Source organism: Thalassospira sp. (genome assembly GCF_002709775.1).
GTDB lineage: Bacteria > Pseudomonadota > Alphaproteobacteria > Rhodospirillales > Thalassospiraceae > Thalassospira.
Map to the genome: position 1 here is coordinate 1 of NZ_PAQR01000046.1, position 19,969 is coordinate 19,969.

Below are 19,969 nucleotides of genomic sequence, written 5' to 3' on the forward strand. Positions count from 1 at the left end.
CCCACCCGCCAATGGGCCGTCGGGATCATCGCCGGACGCCCGTTCACCACAGTGCCGACATGGCAAATCAACGCATCATCGATGATGCCGTGAATTTGCGTGCGATCATAACTCGCACGGTTGGGGCCCCGGACAACTTTGGTGTGGGGCTGGACTTCGTATTGATCAGACATGGCGGGACCTCTTCTTCAAAAAACCGGACGTCGAATTTGGCCCGATCATGGATCAAATTGGACTTTTCAAAAGGTCCATTATAATAAAAATGACAGAACCAATTTGATCGAGGCTACCACCCCCATGCCACGCAGTGATTACAGCTGGATTTATCCAAGCCAGTCCGACAATGCCGGGGACACCGGCGGTACAACTGCTTATCGCCGCCTGTATCACGGCATCAGATCGGCCATTCTTGATGGGCGTCTGCATCCGGGCGAACGCCTGCCGGCCAGTCGCGATCTGGCAAAATCGCTTGGCATTTCGCGCAATACGGTGGTGACCAGTTTCGATCTGCTGACCTCGGAAGGCTATCTTGAAACGCGGGTTGGGGCTGGAAGCTTTGTCGCCCGTGCCCTGCCAGATCGGGATATGCAAACCGGCGACACCGCCAAGGATAGCCAAAGCACGGCAACAAAGGACCGCCCCTTAAGGCTGAGCCAAAGTGCCCAGCGCATGCTGACCTATCAGCGCCGCTTTCCACGCTTTCGCGTGGCCCGCCCGTTTAACCCGGCGACCCCCGACCTTGATGGCTTTCCCTTTGATCTTTGGGCACGGTTGCTCCGCCGGTCATGGCGCGCGCCTGATATTGACCTGACCATTCCCGACGATCCGCTTGGTTTGCCGTTGCTGCGGACTGAAATTGCCAAATGGTTACGGCAATCGCGCGGGGTCAATTGCGATGCCGATCAGGTCATGATTGTTTCGGGCGCCCAACAGGCGCTTGATCTTGCCGCCCGTGCCCTTGTTGATCCGGGCGATATCATCGCCACCGAAGATCCGGGTTATGAGGGCATTCGCGGTGTGTTGGCAGCAAGCGGCGCTGTGGTCCAGCCCATCACCGTTGATGAAGACGGGCTGGATGTTGATGGACTTGGTAAAACGCCCTCGCCGGCCCGGATTGTCGTGACCACGCCATCGCGGAACTATCCGTTGGGCACGACGCTTTCGCTCGCGCGGCGCTTGTCGCTTTTGCAATGGGCGCGCGATAACGATGCCTGGATTGTCGAAGACGATTATGACAGCGACTATCGCTATGACGGGCCACCGCTTTCATCCCTGCAGGGCTTGGACACCGACAACCGGGTGATCTATGTCGGCACGTTCTCACGCGTACTGTTCCCGGGTATCCGGCTTGGCTACCTTGTTCTGCCAAGGGCACTGGTTGCGGCCTTTCGCGGTATCCGCGGTTTTGCTGATGGTGTGCCTGCACCAACGACGCAGGCTGCCCTTGGTGCGTTCTTCGCCGAGGGGCACTTTGGCAGTCACGTGCGCAAGATGCGCCTGCAATATGGTGAGCGGCGCGCTCATCTGATGAACCTGATTACGGATCAGGCCTCCGACATTCTTTCTGTGATGCCGTCAGACGGCGGCTTGCACCTATGTGCCCGTTCAACCGGTGATCAGGATGACATCAGAATGCAGGAAGAGCTGGTCAAGGCGGGGCTCGATTGCCGTGCACTCTCGTCTTATTTCCATCGGCCGCGCGCGGGAAATGAACCGCCAGCAGTACGCGGACTGGTAATTGGTTTTGCCGGATGGAAAAAAGATGTGCTTTCGGAAAGTTTCGGTGAACTGGTCCGAACCATCCGCCGTATATCTTGATGTACCCCGAGCCAGAGAGAGCGCCTCGACTTTCCCTCTATACGCTGTCACAGTCGTGTCGCTCTCTCCCCCTCTGGCTTCAACTCCCCCCGGAAATCGCCAAAGTACACAGGAAGACAGATGACTGAACGCCCGATCGCCCTTATGTGGTTTCGAAGCGACCTTCGACTGGCGGACAATCCGGCCCTTCTGGCAGCAGTGAAATGGGCCAAGGAAAATGATGGCGCAGTGCTTCCGGTATTCATCCTTGATCCGGTGATTTCCGATCAGTTGGGCGGGGCAACGAAATGGTGGCTGGAAAAAAGCCTGTCAGCGCTGAATATGGATATTGCCCAACTTGGCGACAGCAAATCGGATCGGGCCCTTCGCCTGATTAAGGGGGACGCCAAAACCGTTCTGCTAGGCATCGCAGACGAGAAAGCTGTTCAGGCTGTTTTCTGGAACCGGGTTTATGACAAGCCGTCAACCAAGCGCGATACTGACATCAAAGCAGCCCTTCTGGACCGCGGCCTGACATGTGAAAGCCACAAGGCCAGTCTTCTGTTCGAACCATGGGATGTCAAAACCGGTTCGGGAACCGATTTCAAGGTTTATAGTCCGTTCTGGCGCGCGTGTCAGAAGCTCCCGATACCACGCGAACCCCACGGGGCACCCGACAGAATTACCGTGTTCAAGGGCGAGGTTTCCGGGCAAATCAACATTACCGACTTTGATCTTGCCCCCAAGCCCGTCGACTGGGCCGGTGGCCTTGGTGAGCGTTTCACCCCCGGCGAACAGGGCGCCAAGGACCAGCTATTTGATTTCATCGATGATCGGCTTACCGATTACGCCGACATGCGTGACAGGCCGGATCATCGGGTGACATCCGAGCTGTCCCCGCATCTGCGCTTTGGTGAAATCAGCCCCTATCAGGTCTGGCATGCCGCCAGTCACTATGCCGATGCCAATCCCGGCAAAGGCAAGACCGCATCGAAATTCATATCAGAGCTTGGCTGGCGGGAGTTTGCCCATCACATCCTGTTTCACGCAACCGATCTACGATCTGTACCGCTGCAAAGTCAGTTCAAGCATTTCCCGTGGTCAGACAACGCAAAAGGCCTTCACGCCTGGCAGAAGGGCCAGACAGGCTTTCCGATTGTTGATGCCGGCATGCGCGAACTTTGGCACACGGGCTATATGCACAACCGGGTGCGGATGATTGTCGGCTCGATCCTGGTGAAGCACCTTCTGATCCATTGGCAGGATGGTCTGGCGTGGTTTGATGACACTCTTGTCGATGCCTGCCCGGCCAACAACCCGTTTTCATGGCAATGGATTGGCGGATGCGGCGCCGATGCCGCCCCCTATTTCCGCATTTTCAACCCGGTTCTTCAGGGCGAAAAGTTTGACCCCAAAGGCGAATACGTTCGTCAATGGGTACCGGAACTGCGCGACATGCCCGAACAATATATCCACAAACCGTGGGAAGCCTCCCCGCTTATCCTCAAGGCCGCTGGCGTGACATTGGGCAAGACCTACCCCGCCCCCCTGATCGGCCTCAAGGAAGGCCGTGAACGGGCTCTTGGCGCATACCAGGACATGAAAAAGGCTGCTGCGTAATCATGCTCTGATCACGGTTCCATTTTTAGATACCAGATCAGGTTTTCAACGCTGTTTGGCTTTAACGGACCGTTGGAGCATATCGCAGTATCAATCAAGGTGTCGAAACCTTGATACGCATCAAGGTTTAATACAGCCAAGCCAAAGGAGCAGCGCTGGTGTTTTACACCGTCGCCAAAGGCAACCATTCCTTCGGCACCATTTGGATGCGACACTTTCTTCACAAGCTTTTTATGTTTAATCAGAACTGCAGTATTTCTTTCAAAGTTCTTCCTTGAAGCAGCAAGGCGTTCCGCCCCCCTTGGAATACCTGCATCCCAGAACCCGATACGGACATACCCCCGCCCATTATCCAGTATCCATTTTTGGGCAAACTCGGCGCCCTTATAGATGCCAGTGCGCTCAACTTCGCTTACAGACGTCACTGTTCTGCCGGAAGCCTCTGCAATATTCAACTGCATGGCCCGGCTTACAATCTGATCGTCAAGAGCCTCAGGCGCTTCAAACATAAAGAATAACGCCAGTATCGGGCGGATAACCAACCGAAACACATTCTCGAAGAATTCCCAATCAAGGAATAATCCGGGAAACCTCATTTCCAAAACATCTTCTGATCGGCAAAGTCTGCCATGGCCGTGGCAATCCCCAGAAGCCGATGATCAGCCCGTGCAGCAAACCAGCCTGACACCAGACCAACTGCAACCATGCCATCTTTTGCAAGTTGTGGCGTCAACGCCATCAAGCGCGCTTCTGCAACCGCGGCATCCTGAAGCTGACCCAGGATTTCCTGCATCGTTGTCAGTTTGGACCGAAACTTCTTGACCTTCTTCGCACCGTAAATGGCCCCAAAGAACTCAGTCCCATAACGCATCTGTTTGACATCAAGACGAAGCGCATGCAGTTGCGGCGTAGTAAGGTTGGCAACGTGATCGCCACGCTTGGTGACACGTTTATAGGCCTGCTCCAAAAGTGGCTCGGCCATTTCCGAAACAGGTGCCGCCATCGCCTTCATCTGTGCGGCACTCGCCCCCGAAGCCCAGCGCGAATAGCTCGCCCATGCACCAAGCAGCAACAGCAACTGTCCGTATTCCGGCTGATCGAGCATCTTGCACGCGTTCGCGAGAGCTGCTTCGCGTTGCTTTTCAGCAGCCTTGCGCAGTTCGGAAACACCTGTGTGATCAGGGAAGCGTTCCTCGATCATCGGCAGTGTCTCGGTCAGGAACACGTCCCAATCGCGAAGACCATCAAGCCCCTTGCTACACAGCTTCAGCAACCGACGCAGCAAGACGGCCTCGCCAGTCGGCAGGTTTTTCTTAAACAGGTTGAGTGCCACCCGAAGACGGCGCATACCCACCCGCATCTGATGGCAGCCTTCGATATCGAGATCCTGACGGACACATACCTCGTTGCTCAGGATCATCGTGAGGCCTTGCGCGATCACCGCACGGAAAGCAGTTTCCGCCGACATATCCGGGGTCAGTTGGACGGCAGCCGCACGATAGGCGCCAGGCCCCTTACCCAGATAAAGATCTCGCCCGCGCGATGCCTTGGAGCGCATGCTAAGCAACAGCGGCACTGTGCGCTGCAGCTCAAGTGCGAGATCGAACAACGCGGCCGGATGGCCTTTTTTAAGCTCGAACTCGACCTCGGAAATCGGGACTTCTTTCTCGCCAGACCGAACAACACCCTGATCAATGGCAAGTTCCATCACCGCATCACGATATGTCAGGTCAACGGCCCCGCGTTTAAGATCGCTTTCAAAAATGCGGTCGATCTTCTTTTTCTTCACAAACTTCTTCAGAAGCTTTTTGACGTCCTTGTCAGTGAAGCGATCAAGATCAAGAACACCTTCTTCAAGCTCGACCGTCCATTCATTGCGTTCCGGCAGCGCTTCACGCAGGCCATTAGTTGCCTTAACAGTCTGCTCCCAGCCATGCGCTCCCTTTTTGCGCAGACGGACGGCAAGCCCCTTTTCCGCAAGCGAGAGTTTCGGTGTGTCGTGATAGATGGAAACAAGGTGCGTGGTCACCAGACGACGACCTTCCTTGACCTCGCGCAGGACCGGCGCGCTTTTGAGGCGCGCAACATGTTTCGGATCGATGCGAAGTTTAAGTTCGATCTCGATCTGCTTCTCGGCCATCTGGTTCCCCTACGCGAGTTATTGTCACAGCGCAGCCCACGCTGTTCCGCCACCAAGTAGTAACCAATTTTATGTTTCAGCGGGTTGAAACACGAAGCGGGAATGATGGTAGCGAAATGTAAGATTTTCGCAACAAAAGGCAGAAACGCCCCCGAAATCAAGCCTTAAACGACCGATCAGCACTTTGCTCAGGCATCTGTTTTCATTTGAAAACAATCTGAATGGATCGCGTTCATTTGGCCCGTATTGCTGACAAAAACCTTACTCTTTCACACCTGCAATCACCCTTATCAAGGCATTGATGCAATGGCGATTCTGGGTGATTGAGATGCCCTTTATTGATAACAGCAACGCAGCATTTGCGAATTGCGTTATGTCAGTTACAGTCTGTGCAAAATCAACCTGCCAGAGGGCGAAGATGCTTACCCAATCCCGGACTTTGAAAACAGCCCTGATCATGGGTGTCGCCCTGTTTATTGGTGGCTGCGAAACCACCCCGGAAATCAGTTACGATGCGTGGCAGGCCAAACAGGCAGAATCAGAAAACACCGTGCCCTATACCACCGTCAAGATGGTCAAAATCGATCTGAACTGGTCGCGCATCGGCCCATTTTCACGCTATGACACCAAGCTTCGCGCCAATGCCTTTGGCGGCATGATTGATGTCTATGGCGCTCAGACCTGCCTTGGGAAATTCGTCCGTGACGACCGGCTGGCGCCCGCTCACGGCTGGTGGGAACTGATCTGTCCGGATGATAGCTATGCCGCTGGAAACTTCCGACTGACTGAAGATGGAAGCATGCAGGGAGCCGGTAGGGCGGTCAGTGGGGAGAAGATTACGTTTAATCTGCCAATTGCTGATTAAGTTTTTTTGTAGCCTAGCAGACTTTTTGTACAATTCTCTGGGCTGTTGGCCACATTTGATACACTCCTTACATCCAGAACTCACATGCAGCTCCGAAATTTTGAATATTGCTGACTATTGCCCAATGCGAGATATAGGTAAATTCTGCATCAGAACATCTGTCTCCTCCATAATCTCACTTCTGACCGCAGGCAGTTCCGTAACCATATCTTTTATACAGGATAGTCTGATAATCTGGACCTATCTAAAAACTCTTTCGTCCATTGATTGGATGAAAACTAGCTTTGTTGGTTGTGCTCTCTTTTTCATCTGTTCAATTGGGGAGATTGGAGCACCTAAAAGCCCTCATAAGGCTGCCCAATTTACCCAATAAAACCATCAAAAGAGTTAGAAATCTGTCATGAAGAGCGCGAATTTAGCAAACCAACGCAAACAACCGTTTCATCTAATGCACACCAGCCTTTCAAGCTGGTGTGCATTTGTATCATAAGTTAATGAGCGCAGGAAAAGCGCAATTTATCCAATTACGCCTCCATTGTCCTGAGAGAGAATATTGCCTCAGCAATTTTGAAATCTAGAGGAGAGTTGATATCAATCGCTTCATTCTCTTCAACGATCTCACTCAGCCAGTTTTGACAGACCAATGAGCCAGTTTCTCGAAGAAAATCGACGCGGGATATATAAACAGTGCTGCTTTCAACAAAGAAGGGTTCTCGTTCTTGTCGCCGTCTTGGAGCGCCGGAATTTAAAGGTTTGAAATATCCTTCTTCAAGAACCCCGATGTTTGAGCGTGTTTCTATGACTGTCATCAAAGACTGGCCGTTGTCTCGGACAATCCGATTCATACACCTACGAATTGTAGCAGAAGAGCGAAAAGGAGAAGTTGGCTCAAGAACCATAACGTAATCGAAATATTCGCCTTGATCCGCCAATTTATCCAAGGCATGGATCAAAGCTAACTCTGTCGGAGCGGTGTCTCCAGAAAGCTCGGCAGGACGATCAATAACCCGAACACCAACGGACTTCGCAACGTCCCGAATTTTCTCATCATCTGTCGATACGACGGCGCAATCAATTTCTGTTACAGCCTGCAACTGATCCACAGTGTGATGAAGCAACGGCCTGCCGCCAAGCGACCGGATATTCTTTTGAGGAACCGATTTGGAACCTCCCCTGGCAGGAACTACTGCCAGAAACCGTCTATTTTCTATCATGTTTTCTATCCTGATGAGCGAGTTCACAAACTGCTCAACGGTCAGCCCAATCTTCATGAATCACTGAAGCAGCAATCCGCCGAATACCTTCGTCAAGGCTCACCTTGGGATTTAAGCCAAGCTCTTTCACTGCAAGGGAGTTGTCGCAATAGCGTGTAATAATTTCTCTTTCGGGCGTACGATCAGATTCTTCGAAAGGTACGATTTCAACTGACAAGCCTTTGTCAGGCGCAACAAGGTCGATGACCTTCTGAGCTACCTCTTTCAAGGTAAATTTTTCTACCGAGTTGCCGATATTGAAGACACGATTGAGCGCTACGGGACGTTCCAAGATAGCTCTCAAACCTTCAACCGTGTCATTAACATGGCAGTAGGAGCGGGTCTGGCTGCCGTCGCCATAGACTTGGGGATTCTTGCCATCTAGTACTCGTTTTACGAACTTAGAAACAACGAACTGTGCAACCTGCCCTTCGCCATAAGTATTAAAGAATCGCACAATAGTGTAGTTGAGGTCAGGATGGATTTGATGATAGCCCTTTACCAGTTCCTCTGTGGCGAGTTTGGAAACAGCATAGACAGTTTTGCCCTTGGTCTCGACCCCTTCATGAACCGGATTGTACGTCGGCTCACCGTAAACTTCTGAGGACGAGGCCAAAATAACGTGCTCGATTCTGTTCTGAACGCAAGCATTCAGAACATTATCCGTTCCGTTGACATTTATATCCATACACAGAAGACGATTGTCCTCGGTACGTTTTACACCCAACATTGCAGCCAGATGAACTGCGCTATCACACCCCTGCGCAGCCAAAGTAACAGCCCAACGATCCATAATCGTACCAATAGCAATCGAAACTGCACCGCTTGCTACCAACTCGTCTACTTCACGCTGTCGACGTGAAAACTGTTCGGCAAGGTCGAAAAGTGTGATTTTGTATCCATGAGATACAAGGTCGCGAGCAAGCGTCAACCCAATCAGTCCGCCGCCACCAGTGATGAACACATGTTTGCTCATGATCGCAAACTCCATTCTCTAATTGTGATGTTTTTACCAAGTTAGTTATTTGTGTTCTGGCAATACTGCGTTGACAGCATTCGCTGCAAGCCTTCCTGAAGGCTAACTTCTACTGCAAAGTCCATCATTTCTTTTGCTTGTTTAGGACTCCCATAAGAATGAAGGATTTCCCCAACGCGCCAATCCTGTTTTTCCGGCTCCGGATAGTTACTGCCAAGCTTTGCGTTTACCAATGCCTCAACAATCAATTCGTAAAGCCTGTCCAGACGGGTTGGTACACCGCTAGCAACGTTAAACACTTTACCGTTTGCGGCTTCACCGGCCAGTACAGCTTTCCAGATAGCATTGCAGACATTTTCCACGTGGCAGAAGTCACGGGTTGCACTCCCGTCCCCAAACATTACGGGTCGTTTGCCCTCGATCAGAAGATCAATCCATTTGGGAATAACTGCAGCATATCCATTTGCAGCGTCCTGCCATGCACCAAAGATGTTAAAAAAGCGCAGCCCTACAACGTTAAGCTCGGGCGCCTTGACGCTCATACCTGATGCATAAGCTTCATTTGCCAACTTACTGGCGGCATAAGGACTCATTGGGCAGGGACGTTCGTCTTCGCTGAGCGGCAGAGCATCGTTCTCACCATAAACCGCACAACTGGAAGCATAAACAAGACTACTGGCGTTCTGTTTCGCAGCAGCCTCAATTACACGAAGAAACCCTGTTGTGTTGATGTCGTGTGTTTCTTCGCTCAGATCAATCGAGCGCATGACCGAGACCTGCGCAGCCAAATGTGCTACCCGCTCACAGCCACTAATAGCTGAGTGCAAGGACGCTTCATCCAAGATATCACCTTCAATGAAAGTAAAGTCTTCACCATAAGTATTCAGGAGCCTCTCGACATTTTCATGTTTACCCGAAAAGAAATTGTCATAGCCAACAACTTTCGCTCCCCGCTCAATAAGAAAAGCGCATAGGTTGCTGCCTATGAACCCGGCTGCGCCGGTAACAAACCAGCGTTCCTGTGCTTGGGTATTATGAGTCATTTGCAAATCCGGTATTGAACACAGTTTCAGGCAATCTTGGCTCGTTAAAATGTCGTCTGTTTGTCGAGCAACTGACGGTCCAGCGGAATATCTCTCAAAATCTCGCAGATTCGGGGAGAGGATTTTCCGTCACCGTAAGGATTCATAGATTGCGCACAACGTTTCTTGAATGCTTCATCGTTTAACGCGGTTTTGATCGTCTCAGCAATGGAAGGAATGTCGTTTAAGCAATTAAGAATATTGCTGGCCTGTTGGCGGCCTCTCTGACGATTACCTATATTGACAACGGGCGTCTTGAAAGAAGGCGCCTCCAGAATTCCACTTGAAGAGTTTCCGACCAAGGCCTTTGAATTGTAGAGCAACCTGAAATAATCATCGCGCTCACAATTCGTGACGGCTTGGATTTTCGGATGATCGTTGTAGCGTTCGATGACATCAATGATAGCATCGTGCCCCAAATCACTGTTCGGATAAATCCACACAACGGGAAGTCCACTAGCAAGACAGGCATCAAGCACATCTTGCATCTGCTGTCCGGCTTCCTCACGTTCAGCCATCACCGGATGCATGACCAGTAACAAATACGGATCATCAAGACGGATCAAACGCCCATCAATCTCCACACAATCAGATGTGAAATCGCGATTCATGTCATCCAACTGAGGTGCCCCCGTATTGAAGATGCGGAATTCCTGCTCACCGAGATTGCGAACCCTGTTCGCAGAATCTTCGCACGAAGCAAAGTGGATATGAGCGAGTTTGGCGATAGCATATCGCGCTGCATCATCGATGTGCCCCGATTTATCACCAGCTTGCACGTGCGCCGTCGGCACCCCCATGTAAGCTGCTGTCATACACAGACTCATGGTTTCGCCTCGATCACCAAAGAGCAAAACAATATCGGGTTGAATACGATCTATCGCCTCTGCAAAACCACTGATTGCGCTTCCCATAGCGCGTGCCCAACTACCGGCCCCCTTGCCGTCGGGATGAAGCGGAACTTCTGCAGTAATCGGGAAGCCATCTCGCCGAATCAGTTCGATGCTATTCCCCATCTCAGGCATCAAATGCATGCCCGTGACAAGTGTTGTTAGTTCTAGCTCGGGATAGTCACGCATTGCATTCATCACATTGCGCGAATAACCATAGGTTGCTCGTGACTCAAGCGAGCACAGGATGCGTCTTTTCTTCATTACTTCAACGTATCCCATCTGATTTGGCGATTAGCCTGAATATCGACTCCCGCTGTTTTACCAATTACGTCCTCGAGGTTCTTAGCCGGCACAACACCTTCTGCGGGGCTCGGACGTTTAACAGACACCATATTCTTCGTTATAACGCTGCCTTGAGCAATATCTACAATAGAGACGACACTTTCGCGTGCCCAAGCAACAATTTCTTTTTCCTCGGGAAATATTTGACGAGCCGCTCCGCGCGCTTCCCACACCGCGCGGCAACCTCTGGCCAGCTCGCGTAATTCGTTTGGCTCAATAGAAGATTTATGATCGGGCCCAGGCAAGGTTCGATCAAGGGAAAAATGCTTCTCGATGATACACGCCCCCAGCGCAACAGCCCCCAGAGAAGTGTAGATTCCGACACTGTGATCGGAAAGACCGATGGGCACCCCATATCGTTCTTCGTAGAGCGGTATGACACCCAGATTCACCCGATCATAAGGGCATGGATACGCAGAGACACAATGTGTCAGCGCAAAACCTCCCGCTGCATGAGCTTTGAGAACTGCAACGGTTTCATCGACTTCCGCCAGTTCGGTCATGCCCGTGGAAGAAATCATTGGCTTGCCTTTGGCCGCGATGTGTCGCTGTAGCGGATGATTGGTACATTCGCCAGAACCGACTTTGTACACCTCCACACCAATTTTGCTCTCCAACAGATCGGCGGACGCGGCCGAGAAGGGCGTACACATATAGTCGATCCCGATGCGCTCACAGAGCTCTTTGAGCTCTTGATGCTCGGCTACGCTAAGATTTGTACGTTCTAGAGTGTCGTACAGCGGTTCCTCAAAATTAGCTGACTGTGGGGCCTCACGCAGCATCTCGTCGTCTAGAACATGTAGCTGGAATTTAATCGCATCAACGCCAGCCGCACGGGCATGAAATACCATTTCTTTCGCAATGCGAATATCACCTTCGTGGTTAATGCAGGCCTCAGCAATGAGGTAGGGGGGGTGATCCCGCCCAACCGCTCGGCCATTGATGATGATCTCTTTCATCTTGATTTCCTCACTTGATGATAGCCCGAAAGAAACGGCTGCGAATCCCGAAACAGATTGTCCAATCATACATTTAGGGGCGTTTGCTTTACCGCTTGATAAACGACAATAGGCCACTGCGTCCGACAATGAACAACGCGACCAAACCACTTGATATCGCGATCAATACAGCAAATGAAAGACGCTGTAAAAATGAAAAATGGAAACTCTGACACAGTATTAAAACCAGAATTGTCAGCGCTATTGCAGCTATTCCGAGTTGGTCAAAATTGGGAGAATGTTTGATCTTTCTGGAAAACCCATAGAGCAACGCAAGATAAAGAATCCCGTTGAGAGCAGTCCCAATCATGGCTCCGTTCAACTCCCAAAATGGAATACATATCGCCATCGACGTTATGCCGCCAACCGCAGACAATGTGGTTACCAGTGATGCAGAACGGGCCTTTCCATATGTTATTATAATCGCAAGTTGCGGGCGACCACCGAATCGGACAGCAGCTACTGCGGTTATCAGCGCTGCGTAAGGCGCTGATTCTGTAAATTGATCGTTGGTTAGCAAGCTGATCATTTCGGGGCCGACAAGAGCAAGCATCACAGCAATAGTGCCCAGCCCCAAAGATATCATACGAGCCAGATAGCGACCGTGAGGGAAGGTAGCAGGCATTTCAGTTGCCTCCTCACACAATTTGGGCCATGCAGCCTGCGTAGCCGGACGCACTGCCATCATCACCATGTTTGGATAGAGTTGTGCATGAGTCCAAAGGCCGGTTGCTGTCAAACTTACGTGAGATGCAAGCAAAGAGCGTTCTGCAAGACGCATGAATGTATCGACCATATTACCAACGCTCAAAACACTACCAGATTTAAGAATATGCTTTACCAACTGCCAGTCGAATTTGGGACAAAGGTAAGGCTTTATGATCAAAACTGTTCCAACAGCGTAGGTCACACCACCGGCAGCAGTCCCAATGAATAAAGCCAAAGGCCCTTCAATGTTCCATACGAACAAAGCAAACAGAACCGCGCTGGGCACGGAAACAGCACGTAACGACATGAACAGCGAAAACAGCCTCACCCGTCTAGATAAAATCGAAACCGTATTCGCGACACCCCAGCCACCGGTTGCAATCATATCAAACAAGGCGAGCAGCAAAATTGGGATGGTAACAGGGGCCAGCATTTCAAAGCGGCTTCGTAGTAGAAGAAAAGAAACCAACGAGGTGATGGCTACTAGAGTGGAAGTCAAAAAGATGGTCAGCTGCAGCGTCGAAACAAGCACCTGGCTTTTGTCTATGTCCTTCTCGTCAAAACGGTTAGAAAGGATGAACGAACACCCTACCGTCGACAGCGTAGACATGATGCTGGTGAAAGCAACAACCAGGCCGTAAAGACCATAGTCACGTGGTGTTAGTACCAGCATCACCAGAGGCAGCACAAGAATCGAAAGAAGTCCTTGCAAGACAGCCGGGAAGGTAAGAAACAGAAATCTGAAAGCAAGCAGATCCTGTGTGCGTTTACCCATGTTTAGTACCACTCACCAGTAGTGAATTCTTTTACATTTGGCAGTTGCACCGACAATTGTCCAACATGGCACGGCTCCCCCAACGCTGCTTCGCACAGCCTTTTCGCTTCACCTCCGGTTATATCGTTCCATTCGTGTGCGTGCTTTGAGCCGTCACTTCTGATGATGTCATTGATTTGCGCAGAAGGAAGTTGGTAGTCACTTTGGAATTTCCCTTTTCTGAAAAGAAGAATCCCCCCACGCCCCTTAAAACGATCTTCACGTTTTCCCATAAAACTATGTCCAACAAGTAACTCATCAGCGGATCCAGCCACCCCTCTTACCATATAGCCACGCTCTTCGGTTTTCTGTATCAGCCATTCGCCCGCATTGTAGAGGTCCCCCCCCCCTTTGAAATCCGACATTGATGAACCGAATGTGTCAGAAAAAATTATCCCGTTGTGAGTCGGAATAATGTCGTGCACACCTCTATTTTTGAACTGGTAGGAGTAAACCTGACTGCCATGAATGACACCAATAATTGATCCGATTTCCCCACCATTATGGGCCGTGAATATTATACAATCTTTGCCAATATAGACTGAGTTGATATGATTGTGATCAGTATGGATCGGAAACCCAGTGAAATCAGCGAATGGATAAAGATCTGTTAACAATTCACCCGTTTTCGCATCGATAATCGTGATCGAATTTTTGCGTGTGTTGGCTATTGCGAGGCGGCAACCATCAACATGAAGCTGATGAATGCGCTCGTTGTGGTATTTAGTCTCTATCTGATACAGAATCCTGCGTGCTTGAAGGATCGGCTGACCCTTCTTGTCTTTCGAAATTTCCATGGCGATCACATAGGAATCTACTCCAATCGAAACCGAAGCAAAGAGGCTAGATCCTGTCGCCGCGACCCCGAATGTGTAATAAGGGAACAAGCACCTTACTTCATTGGACCTGACATGAAACAGACCACGATCAGTAGATACAATGTAAGAACAATCAAGCTTTAGCTCAGGTCCAACAAACTTTTTCTGCGTTGAAAAAACATGTCTATTTGCCAACCTTCGGACCAATATTTCTTTTCGAAAAACCTCGTAAGCACTGCTTCCGAGATGTCTTGCAAGCCTGTATATGCTCGATCTTTTAGCTATCATGAAGTGGTCTTGTCCTTAGATTGCATTTTGGCCTGCATCTGCTTTTGTATCTCTCCACACACCTTCTGCGGCGAAAAGTAAGTTTTCAATGTTTCCACACCACCAGAACCGATCCTTCTTCGCAACGATTTATCGGATTTAGCCCTCGCGATCAAAGCTGCAATCTCTTCTGCACTATCCCCAAGGAGCGCATTATAATCGTTGCGAATTTCAGGCATTGCCTCGCAAGAGTCACGGAAGGCCACCACACATGCCCCAAGCGACCATGCGTGTAAGAAACGTGTGTGACCAACCTTAAAGCGGCGACTGTTATTGGTGATCAAGAAGATTGGCGCTTCCAACAGCTCTTTATCAATTTCATCAACAAAACCTCTGACCTTTATCTCTGGTTCGTTGAGCTTTGGTTCGACTGCCGCATGTGGCGTCCCACCGCCAAAAAGATGCACTTCAAAGTTTCCTGCCCCCAACTGCTTTCGGAGGGCCGGAATTACGTCATCGCATAACGTGATGAGACCAAAGCTGTTTCCAGTGGCTCCAATGTTGCCGACACTGCCAGCGATCTTGACCGGTTCTAATTTCTCGTAGTTATCGCGAGTTGTTTCCCAATTAGTCATGTTAGAAGACGGCCACATATTTTGCAGATAGTGCGCATTAATGCCCGCTGTTTGATAGTTCGCGGCATCGTTTGCTGCAACATTCCAAAGATGATGGTAACGGCGCATAACGTTGTGATGGCCAGCACGAATAACACGCTCAATGAGATTCGATTTCAGCCTACTGAGCAGACCTACCCCAAGCACAGCTTGCAACTCAGACCGGGCAGCAAAAACTTTGTTTTCGGGATTTCCGGCATAATTAAACCGCACGGCTGGGAATCTACAAACAAAATTTGCAGCAGTTTCAGCCCAAACCACCAGCACAGCATCTGGTTTCCACCCTTGCAAAGAGCTATCCAGCAGATGTTCCTGACCAAAACCATCCAACAAATGTTCCGCACGCCCTACGCTAATGTAGAAAAGCTTTTTCAACTTGTTGACCAAACCGTTTCTACGCTCCAGTTTGATCGGATTAAGAACTCGCATGCCGCGCCGCTTTAAATCCTCCAAATCTGGCATTGCTTCTACTGGCAAATCAACGTCCGTTGAATTAATCACAACATAGCGAACATCTAGATCTGGAGCGTCTAAGAGGTGAGAACATATCTGGTGACTGATAACATTGGCAGCTTCCTTGCTGTTAACTGTATAAGGCCAAGCACCGCCCGCAATCAGGATATTCATTTACGCTTATTCCTTAAGTTATAGATAGCTGTCCGCAACTGTTTTGTAGCGAGTACATCTTGCGCCCCAATCACTTTTCGGCGAGATTCCGGCGAACTTTCGATTAATCACTAGCTTCACTGGATGGTTTCCTGCAATCATAGATGACGGCCACTGCCTAATTTCTTTGAGCAGAATGTATAATAAAAGTAAAGTAGGGTGATTCTCACGAAAGCTCCCCACGCTCAATAATTGAGCTTACTTCAGTTTAACTGACATTAACGCAATATTTCTCGAAAATTCTAAATAAGTTGGGAAAACTTGCCAAATATGTGCAAATACATCCTCACCGAAATGTAATAAAATTAAAACACTAAATATTTATATACCAAATATATTAAAAATCAGAACTTGATAAAAATTATTTTGAGAAACCTGCAACAAAACCTGTACATTACAATCCAATAAAAAAATTAAATGGAAGTAAATTTTAACAATTTTTAAATAAAAACACACACCAATCTAGAAACGAAAAATAATCCCCCTCCACTGGATCTCAAATGAATTAAATCAACTGAGCCCTCGAGGACGAGATTCATGACTCAGAAAATTATTTTTACTACTATCCTCAATTCAATCGGCAAAAACAAAATTTTTAAACAAACTGCATTTACAATATACAACTATGTAAACCAGAGCTGAGCAGCTGTACGCGACGCTGAAATACACAGACTTGCTGTGACCCAGTCCCAAAAATCAGCTATCAAAAGAGATTGACTAATTGACGCATAGAGCTTTGCGATGCTTGTGGCTAGACAGAGCAACCGGCATACAAAATAAAGAAGACCGGATTTCACTGTTCACATAACATCATGCCTTAAAGCCCTTATCAGCCAAGCAGTCCGACGAAGGTTGCGTGCCGCAGATTCTTAGATTTTTGGAAGCTCAGCCTCACCGAAGAACAGCTCACAGGCATATCGACATCAAAAACTACGGCGGCATGATTGATACCAATGGCGCCCAGACCTGCCTTGGCAAATTCGTCCGTGACGACAGGCTGGCGCCGGCTAACGGCTGGTGGGAACTGATCTGTCCGGATGACAGCTATGCCGCTGGGAACTTCCGATTGACCGAGCAAGGAACCATGCAAGGGACGGGTACGGCAGTCAACGGCGAGAAGGTCACGTTTGATCTGCCAATCGGCGACTAGAACGGAACTCGTACGAGCTGAAAAACAAAAAACCCGGCCAGAAGGCCGGGTTTTTTTGGCTACCGAAAGATGGTGCCCAGGGGCGGACTCGAACCACCGACACGCGGATTTTCAGTCCACTGCTCTACCAACTGAGCTACCTGGGCAAATCCGACTTTCGTCTCCGTTTCCGGAGTGTTCCCTGCGGAACGAGCGGGGTTATACAAACTCCTTTGGGGCTTGTCCAGCCTCAAATCGCATTTTTTTTGTGATCCTGCTTCGCGTTAAAATTCTTCTTCATCTTCAAGGTCTTCGAGATACTCTGGCGGTTCGCTGGCGGGGATGGCGTAGCCTTCATTCATCCATTTGCCAAGGTCGCGATCCGCACAGCGTTTCGAGCAAAACGGTTTGTATTTCTCATCCGCCGGTTTGCCACAAACGACGCAGTCGGAGCTGGCTGTTTTCGTTGTCTTTTTTTCGTTCATGCTAGTTTTTCTCCAACCGATAGGCATCGTTTTCAAGCGTCAGGTCCGCGACAATTTGCGGCGCAACCCCAAAGGTATTTGTCAGGATCTGGATTGCAGCACCGCGGTTCGCAAGCCCCCTTTCCACGCCAGGGCTGACCGACAGAGTGAAGTTACCTGCCACCCCGTTTCGGCTTTTAGCCACAACAGCGCGCAGTACCGAATTCAGCGCAGCTTCCGTCAAAAGCGGCAGATGTTCCTGTTTGGCAAACAGTTCCGCGTGAAGCGATTCGCCCGCACGCTGGCGGCTGAATTCATAAAGCCCCAATCGCGTGAAGCCGCCAATCTGAACTGCACCATCAAGTTCCGGGCCGAAGGCGCCCCGAATTGCCGCATCGAACTTGTCGCGCCCCGCGCGGGATTTCATCCGCAGCGGGTCAATAACAACAAGGCCGCCAATATTGCGCAGGCGGATCTGATGCACGATCTCGTTTGCGGCGCGCAAATTAACCTCGACCGCCCGGGCTTCAATGTCACGACCGGCCTCTGCCCCGGCAGCATTGACGTCAATCGCACAAAGGGCGGTTGCCGGGTCAATCGCGATCCACCCGCCCCCTTGCAGGTCAACGCGCGGCGCCAAGGCGGACACTATTTCGTCCTCAACATCCTGATCGTCAAACAGCAGACGACTTCCGACATGACGCTTGAGGTGGTCATCAGACTTGCCCAGCATGGTCAACAAGCCACGCAACCGCACGAATTCGGCCGTGCCATCGACGATACATTCACCCCCCGCCATCAGGTGGCGTTCAATGACCTGATCGGTTTCCGATTGGGCCTTGCTGACCAATTTTGGTTTGGACGCATCAGACAGTGCCTTTTGGGCCTTTTGCCACTGCGCTTTCAGAAGTTTGTATTCGGCCCTAATGGCCTCAAGCGTCCAGTTGAGTGCGACGGAACGCAGCATGATGCCATCATCGTCTGTTTGCAGTGCGTTCAGCAATTCCTGAAGTTCAGCACGCCTGCCCTCATCCTTGAGCTTACGCGGCAATTCGATGTGGTTTGCGTTCGGGCGCAGAATCATGCCGACACCTTCGATCGCAATCCGCCCGGTAAGCTTGACACCCTTGTCTTCAAAGCCAAGGCGGGAAATCTGCACGAGAACCCACTGCCCTTCATGAAGCGGGCCGGTATGGCGATCAAAGGGAAGAAGCCCGTCAGGGATGCCATCAAGGACGACCATGGCCGCAGACATTTCCGGCATCATTTTGGATATGCGACCAAGGTGGATATCAAAACGTGCGGGACCACCGCGATCAATCCATAGTCGGGTCAGGCGATCATTTTCGATCAGGGCAACCCTGCGCTCAAGCGCGACAGCGTCAATCAGCAGGCGGGAGTGATGGGTGCCGCCAACTGCCATAATCACACCTCTTTGGGGGTATAGCCAAGGCCGCGCAGAAGACCATCCACCTCGCAAAGCGATAGCCCGACGACGTTGGAGTACGATCCCGAGATGACCTTTACAAAGGTCGCGGCAAAGCCCTGGATGGCATAAGCCCCGGCCTTGCCCTGCCATTCATCATGGGACAGATAGCGATTAAGATCATCTGTTCCGAGGGTGCGGAATTTTACCTGTGTCTCGATCACACGCGAACGTTCCGTGCCATCGGGCGCAATCAGGCACATGCCACCATAAACCCGGTGACGTCGCCCCGACAGGAGGGTTAGGAACTTGCGCGCCTCGCCAATGTCCTCGGCCTTGCCAAGCGCACGTCGACCGCACGCAACGACCGTATCCGCAGCCAGCACAAAGGCCGCGCCATTGGATTTGGCCACAAAACGTGCCTTTTCTTCGGCTAGACGCAGCGCCAAGCGACGCGGGCTTTCATCCGAATGGGGTGTTTCGTCGATATCGGCGGGAACGACCTGATCTGGCACAATTCCGATCTGCGCAAGCAGCTCAAGACGGCGCGGCGATGCAGATGCCAGTATCAGTTTTGACAAGATGCGGCTCCCGGATATCCGTTCCCAGACCAATCCAATCGAAAATGTGATGAATACTCACATTTCCATTCGGGCAGCAAAATGCTCCCTGACGGCAAAGGTAAACGCCCCGCCAGACAAGGTCAATTTGCGCTTGGTCTTGGTTTCAGATTACTTGAAACGGAAGGTGATACGACCTTTGGTCAGGTCATAAGGGGTCATTTCGACGCTGACACGGTCACCTGCGAGAACGCGAATACGGTTCTTGCGCATTTTGCCCGAGGTGTGGGCAAGGATTTCGTGGTCATTGTCCAGCTTCACGCGAAACATCGCATTGGGCAGAAGTTCAACGACAGTGCCCTGAAACTCGATAACGTCTTCTTTAGCCATGTGACTCCTAGCTTTCGTATTGCAATATCAAAATACCGGTGGGCCGCAAACTGCTCTGAACCGGGCAAAAGGTCAAGTCCTTTCACG

General features: G+C 50.6%; 18 protein-coding genes and 1 tRNA gene. 4 read left to right on the top strand and 15 right to left on the bottom strand.

All coding sequences use genetic code 11. From position 1 onward, the window contains the following. The first annotated feature begins 297 nt into the window (after positions 1–297). Entirely contained in the window at positions 298–1,818 is a 1,521-nt protein-coding gene (gene pdxR, locus CMO10_RS15395) for a MocR-like pyridoxine biosynthesis transcription factor PdxR (protein ID WP_297023970.1), read from the top strand. 120 nt (positions 1,819–1,938) lie between these two features. Continuing rightward, a complete protein-coding gene (locus CMO10_RS15400; protein ID WP_297023972.1) occupies positions 1,939–3,417 on the top strand; it encodes a cryptochrome/photolyase family protein in 1,479 nt (492 codons plus the stop codon). Positions 3,418–3,428: 11 nt separating this feature from the next. On the opposite strand, the gene CMO10_RS15405 is transcribed toward CMO10_RS15400, so the two are convergent. Together CMO10_RS15405 and CMO10_RS15410 are read right to left on the bottom strand one after the other, a co-directional pair. Next, the gene (locus CMO10_RS15405) at positions 3,429–4,013 is read right to left on the bottom strand and encodes a hypothetical protein (RefSeq protein WP_297023974.1); all 585 of its coding nucleotides are present in this window, start codon (positions 4,011–4,013) and stop codon (positions 3,429–3,431) included. Further along, positions 4,010–5,557, bottom strand: coding sequence for a CYTH and CHAD domain-containing protein (locus CMO10_RS15410; protein ID WP_297023976.1), 1,548 nt, complete (start codon positions 5,555–5,557; stop codon positions 4,010–4,012). The genes CMO10_RS15405 and CMO10_RS15410 overlap by 4 nt, the downstream gene beginning before the upstream one ends. Positions 5,558–5,975: 418 nt before the next feature. Here CMO10_RS15410 and CMO10_RS15415 point away from each other — a divergent pair, with 418 nt between their 5' ends. Then, positions 5,976–6,422: a hypothetical protein gene (locus CMO10_RS15415; RefSeq protein WP_297023978.1), complete on the top strand. Its 447-nt coding sequence runs from the start codon at positions 5,976–5,978 to the stop codon at positions 6,420–6,422. 524 nt (positions 6,423–6,946) lie between these two features. On the opposite strand, the gene CMO10_RS15420 is transcribed toward CMO10_RS15415, so the two are convergent. The 8 genes from CMO10_RS15420 to CMO10_RS15455 form a co-directional block, all read right to left on the bottom strand. Next, entirely contained in the window at positions 6,947–7,693 is a 747-nt protein-coding gene (locus tag CMO10_RS15420) for an acylneuraminate cytidylyltransferase family protein (protein ID WP_297023980.1), read from the bottom strand. Further along, the gene (locus tag CMO10_RS15425) at positions 7,671–8,651 is read right to left on the bottom strand and encodes an NAD-dependent epimerase/dehydratase family protein (protein WP_297023982.1); all 981 of its coding nucleotides are present in this window, start codon (positions 8,649–8,651) and stop codon (positions 7,671–7,673) included. Before CMO10_RS15425 ends, CMO10_RS15420 begins: the two co-directional genes overlap by 23 nt. A 41-nt stretch (positions 8,652–8,692) precedes the next feature. Next, on the bottom strand, positions 8,693–9,694 hold the full coding sequence (locus tag CMO10_RS15430) for an SDR family NAD(P)-dependent oxidoreductase (protein ID WP_297023984.1): 1,002 nt from the start codon (positions 9,692–9,694) through the stop codon (positions 8,693–8,695). 44 nt (positions 9,695–9,738) lie between these two features. Continuing rightward, entirely contained in the window at positions 9,739–10,887 is a 1,149-nt protein-coding gene (gene neuC, locus CMO10_RS15435) for a UDP-N-acetylglucosamine 2-epimerase (protein ID WP_297023986.1), read from the bottom strand. Further along, positions 10,887–11,927, bottom strand: a complete 1,041-nt coding sequence (locus tag CMO10_RS15440; protein ID WP_297023988.1) for an N-acetylneuraminate synthase family protein — start codon at positions 11,925–11,927, stop codon at positions 10,887–10,889. The genes neuC and CMO10_RS15440 overlap by 1 nt, the downstream gene beginning before the upstream one ends. Positions 11,928–12,015: 88 nt before the next feature. Beyond that, positions 12,016–13,449 carry an oligosaccharide flippase family protein gene (locus tag CMO10_RS15445; RefSeq protein WP_297023990.1) on the bottom strand — a complete coding sequence of 478 codons (1,434 nt, stop codon included), beginning with the start codon at positions 13,447–13,449 and terminating at the stop codon, positions 12,016–12,018. A gap of 2 nt (positions 13,450–13,451) precedes the next feature. Further along, positions 13,452–14,285 (bottom strand): YncE family protein, encoded by an 834-nt coding sequence (locus CMO10_RS15450; RefSeq protein ID WP_297023993.1) that lies wholly within the window; start codon positions 14,283–14,285, stop codon positions 13,452–13,454. A 305-nt stretch (positions 14,286–14,590) separates the two neighbouring features. Beyond that, positions 14,591–15,874 (bottom strand): glycosyltransferase, encoded by a 1,284-nt coding sequence (locus CMO10_RS15455; RefSeq protein WP_297023995.1) that lies wholly within the window; start codon positions 15,872–15,874, stop codon positions 14,591–14,593. A gap of 979 nt (positions 15,875–16,853) precedes the next feature. Here CMO10_RS15455 and CMO10_RS15460 point away from each other — a divergent pair. Further along, positions 16,854–17,063, top strand: coding sequence for a hypothetical protein (locus tag CMO10_RS15460; protein ID WP_297023996.1), 210 nt, complete (start codon positions 16,854–16,856; stop codon positions 17,061–17,063). A gap of 70 nt (positions 17,064–17,133) precedes the next feature. On the opposite strand, the gene CMO10_RS15465 is transcribed toward CMO10_RS15460, so the two are convergent. The 5 genes from CMO10_RS15465 to infA all read right to left on the bottom strand — a co-directional run bounded on the left by CMO10_RS15465 (position 17,134) and on the right by infA (position 19,882). Next, positions 17,134–17,209: transfer RNA gene (locus CMO10_RS15465), tRNA-Phe, on the bottom strand. A 117-nt stretch (positions 17,210–17,326) separates the two neighbouring features. Continuing rightward, complete coding sequence (locus CMO10_RS15470; RefSeq protein ID WP_297023998.1) at positions 17,327–17,527, bottom strand: DNA gyrase inhibitor YacG; 201 nt, start codon at positions 17,525–17,527, stop codon at positions 17,327–17,329. A 1-nt stretch (position 17,528) separates the two neighbouring features. Then, on the bottom strand, positions 17,529–18,929 hold the full coding sequence (locus CMO10_RS15475) for a ribonuclease E/G (protein WP_297024000.1): 1,401 nt from the start codon (positions 18,927–18,929) through the stop codon (positions 17,529–17,531). Between the two features lie 2 nt (positions 18,930–18,931). Then, entirely contained in the window at positions 18,932–19,513 is a 582-nt protein-coding gene (locus CMO10_RS15480; protein ID WP_297024002.1) for a Maf family protein, read from the bottom strand. Between the two features lie 150 nt (positions 19,514–19,663). Next, positions 19,664–19,882: a translation initiation factor IF-1 gene (gene infA / locus CMO10_RS15485; RefSeq protein ID WP_007092059.1), complete on the bottom strand. Its 219-nt coding sequence runs from the start codon at positions 19,880–19,882 to the stop codon at positions 19,664–19,666. Positions 19,883–19,969: the final 87 nt, after the last annotated feature.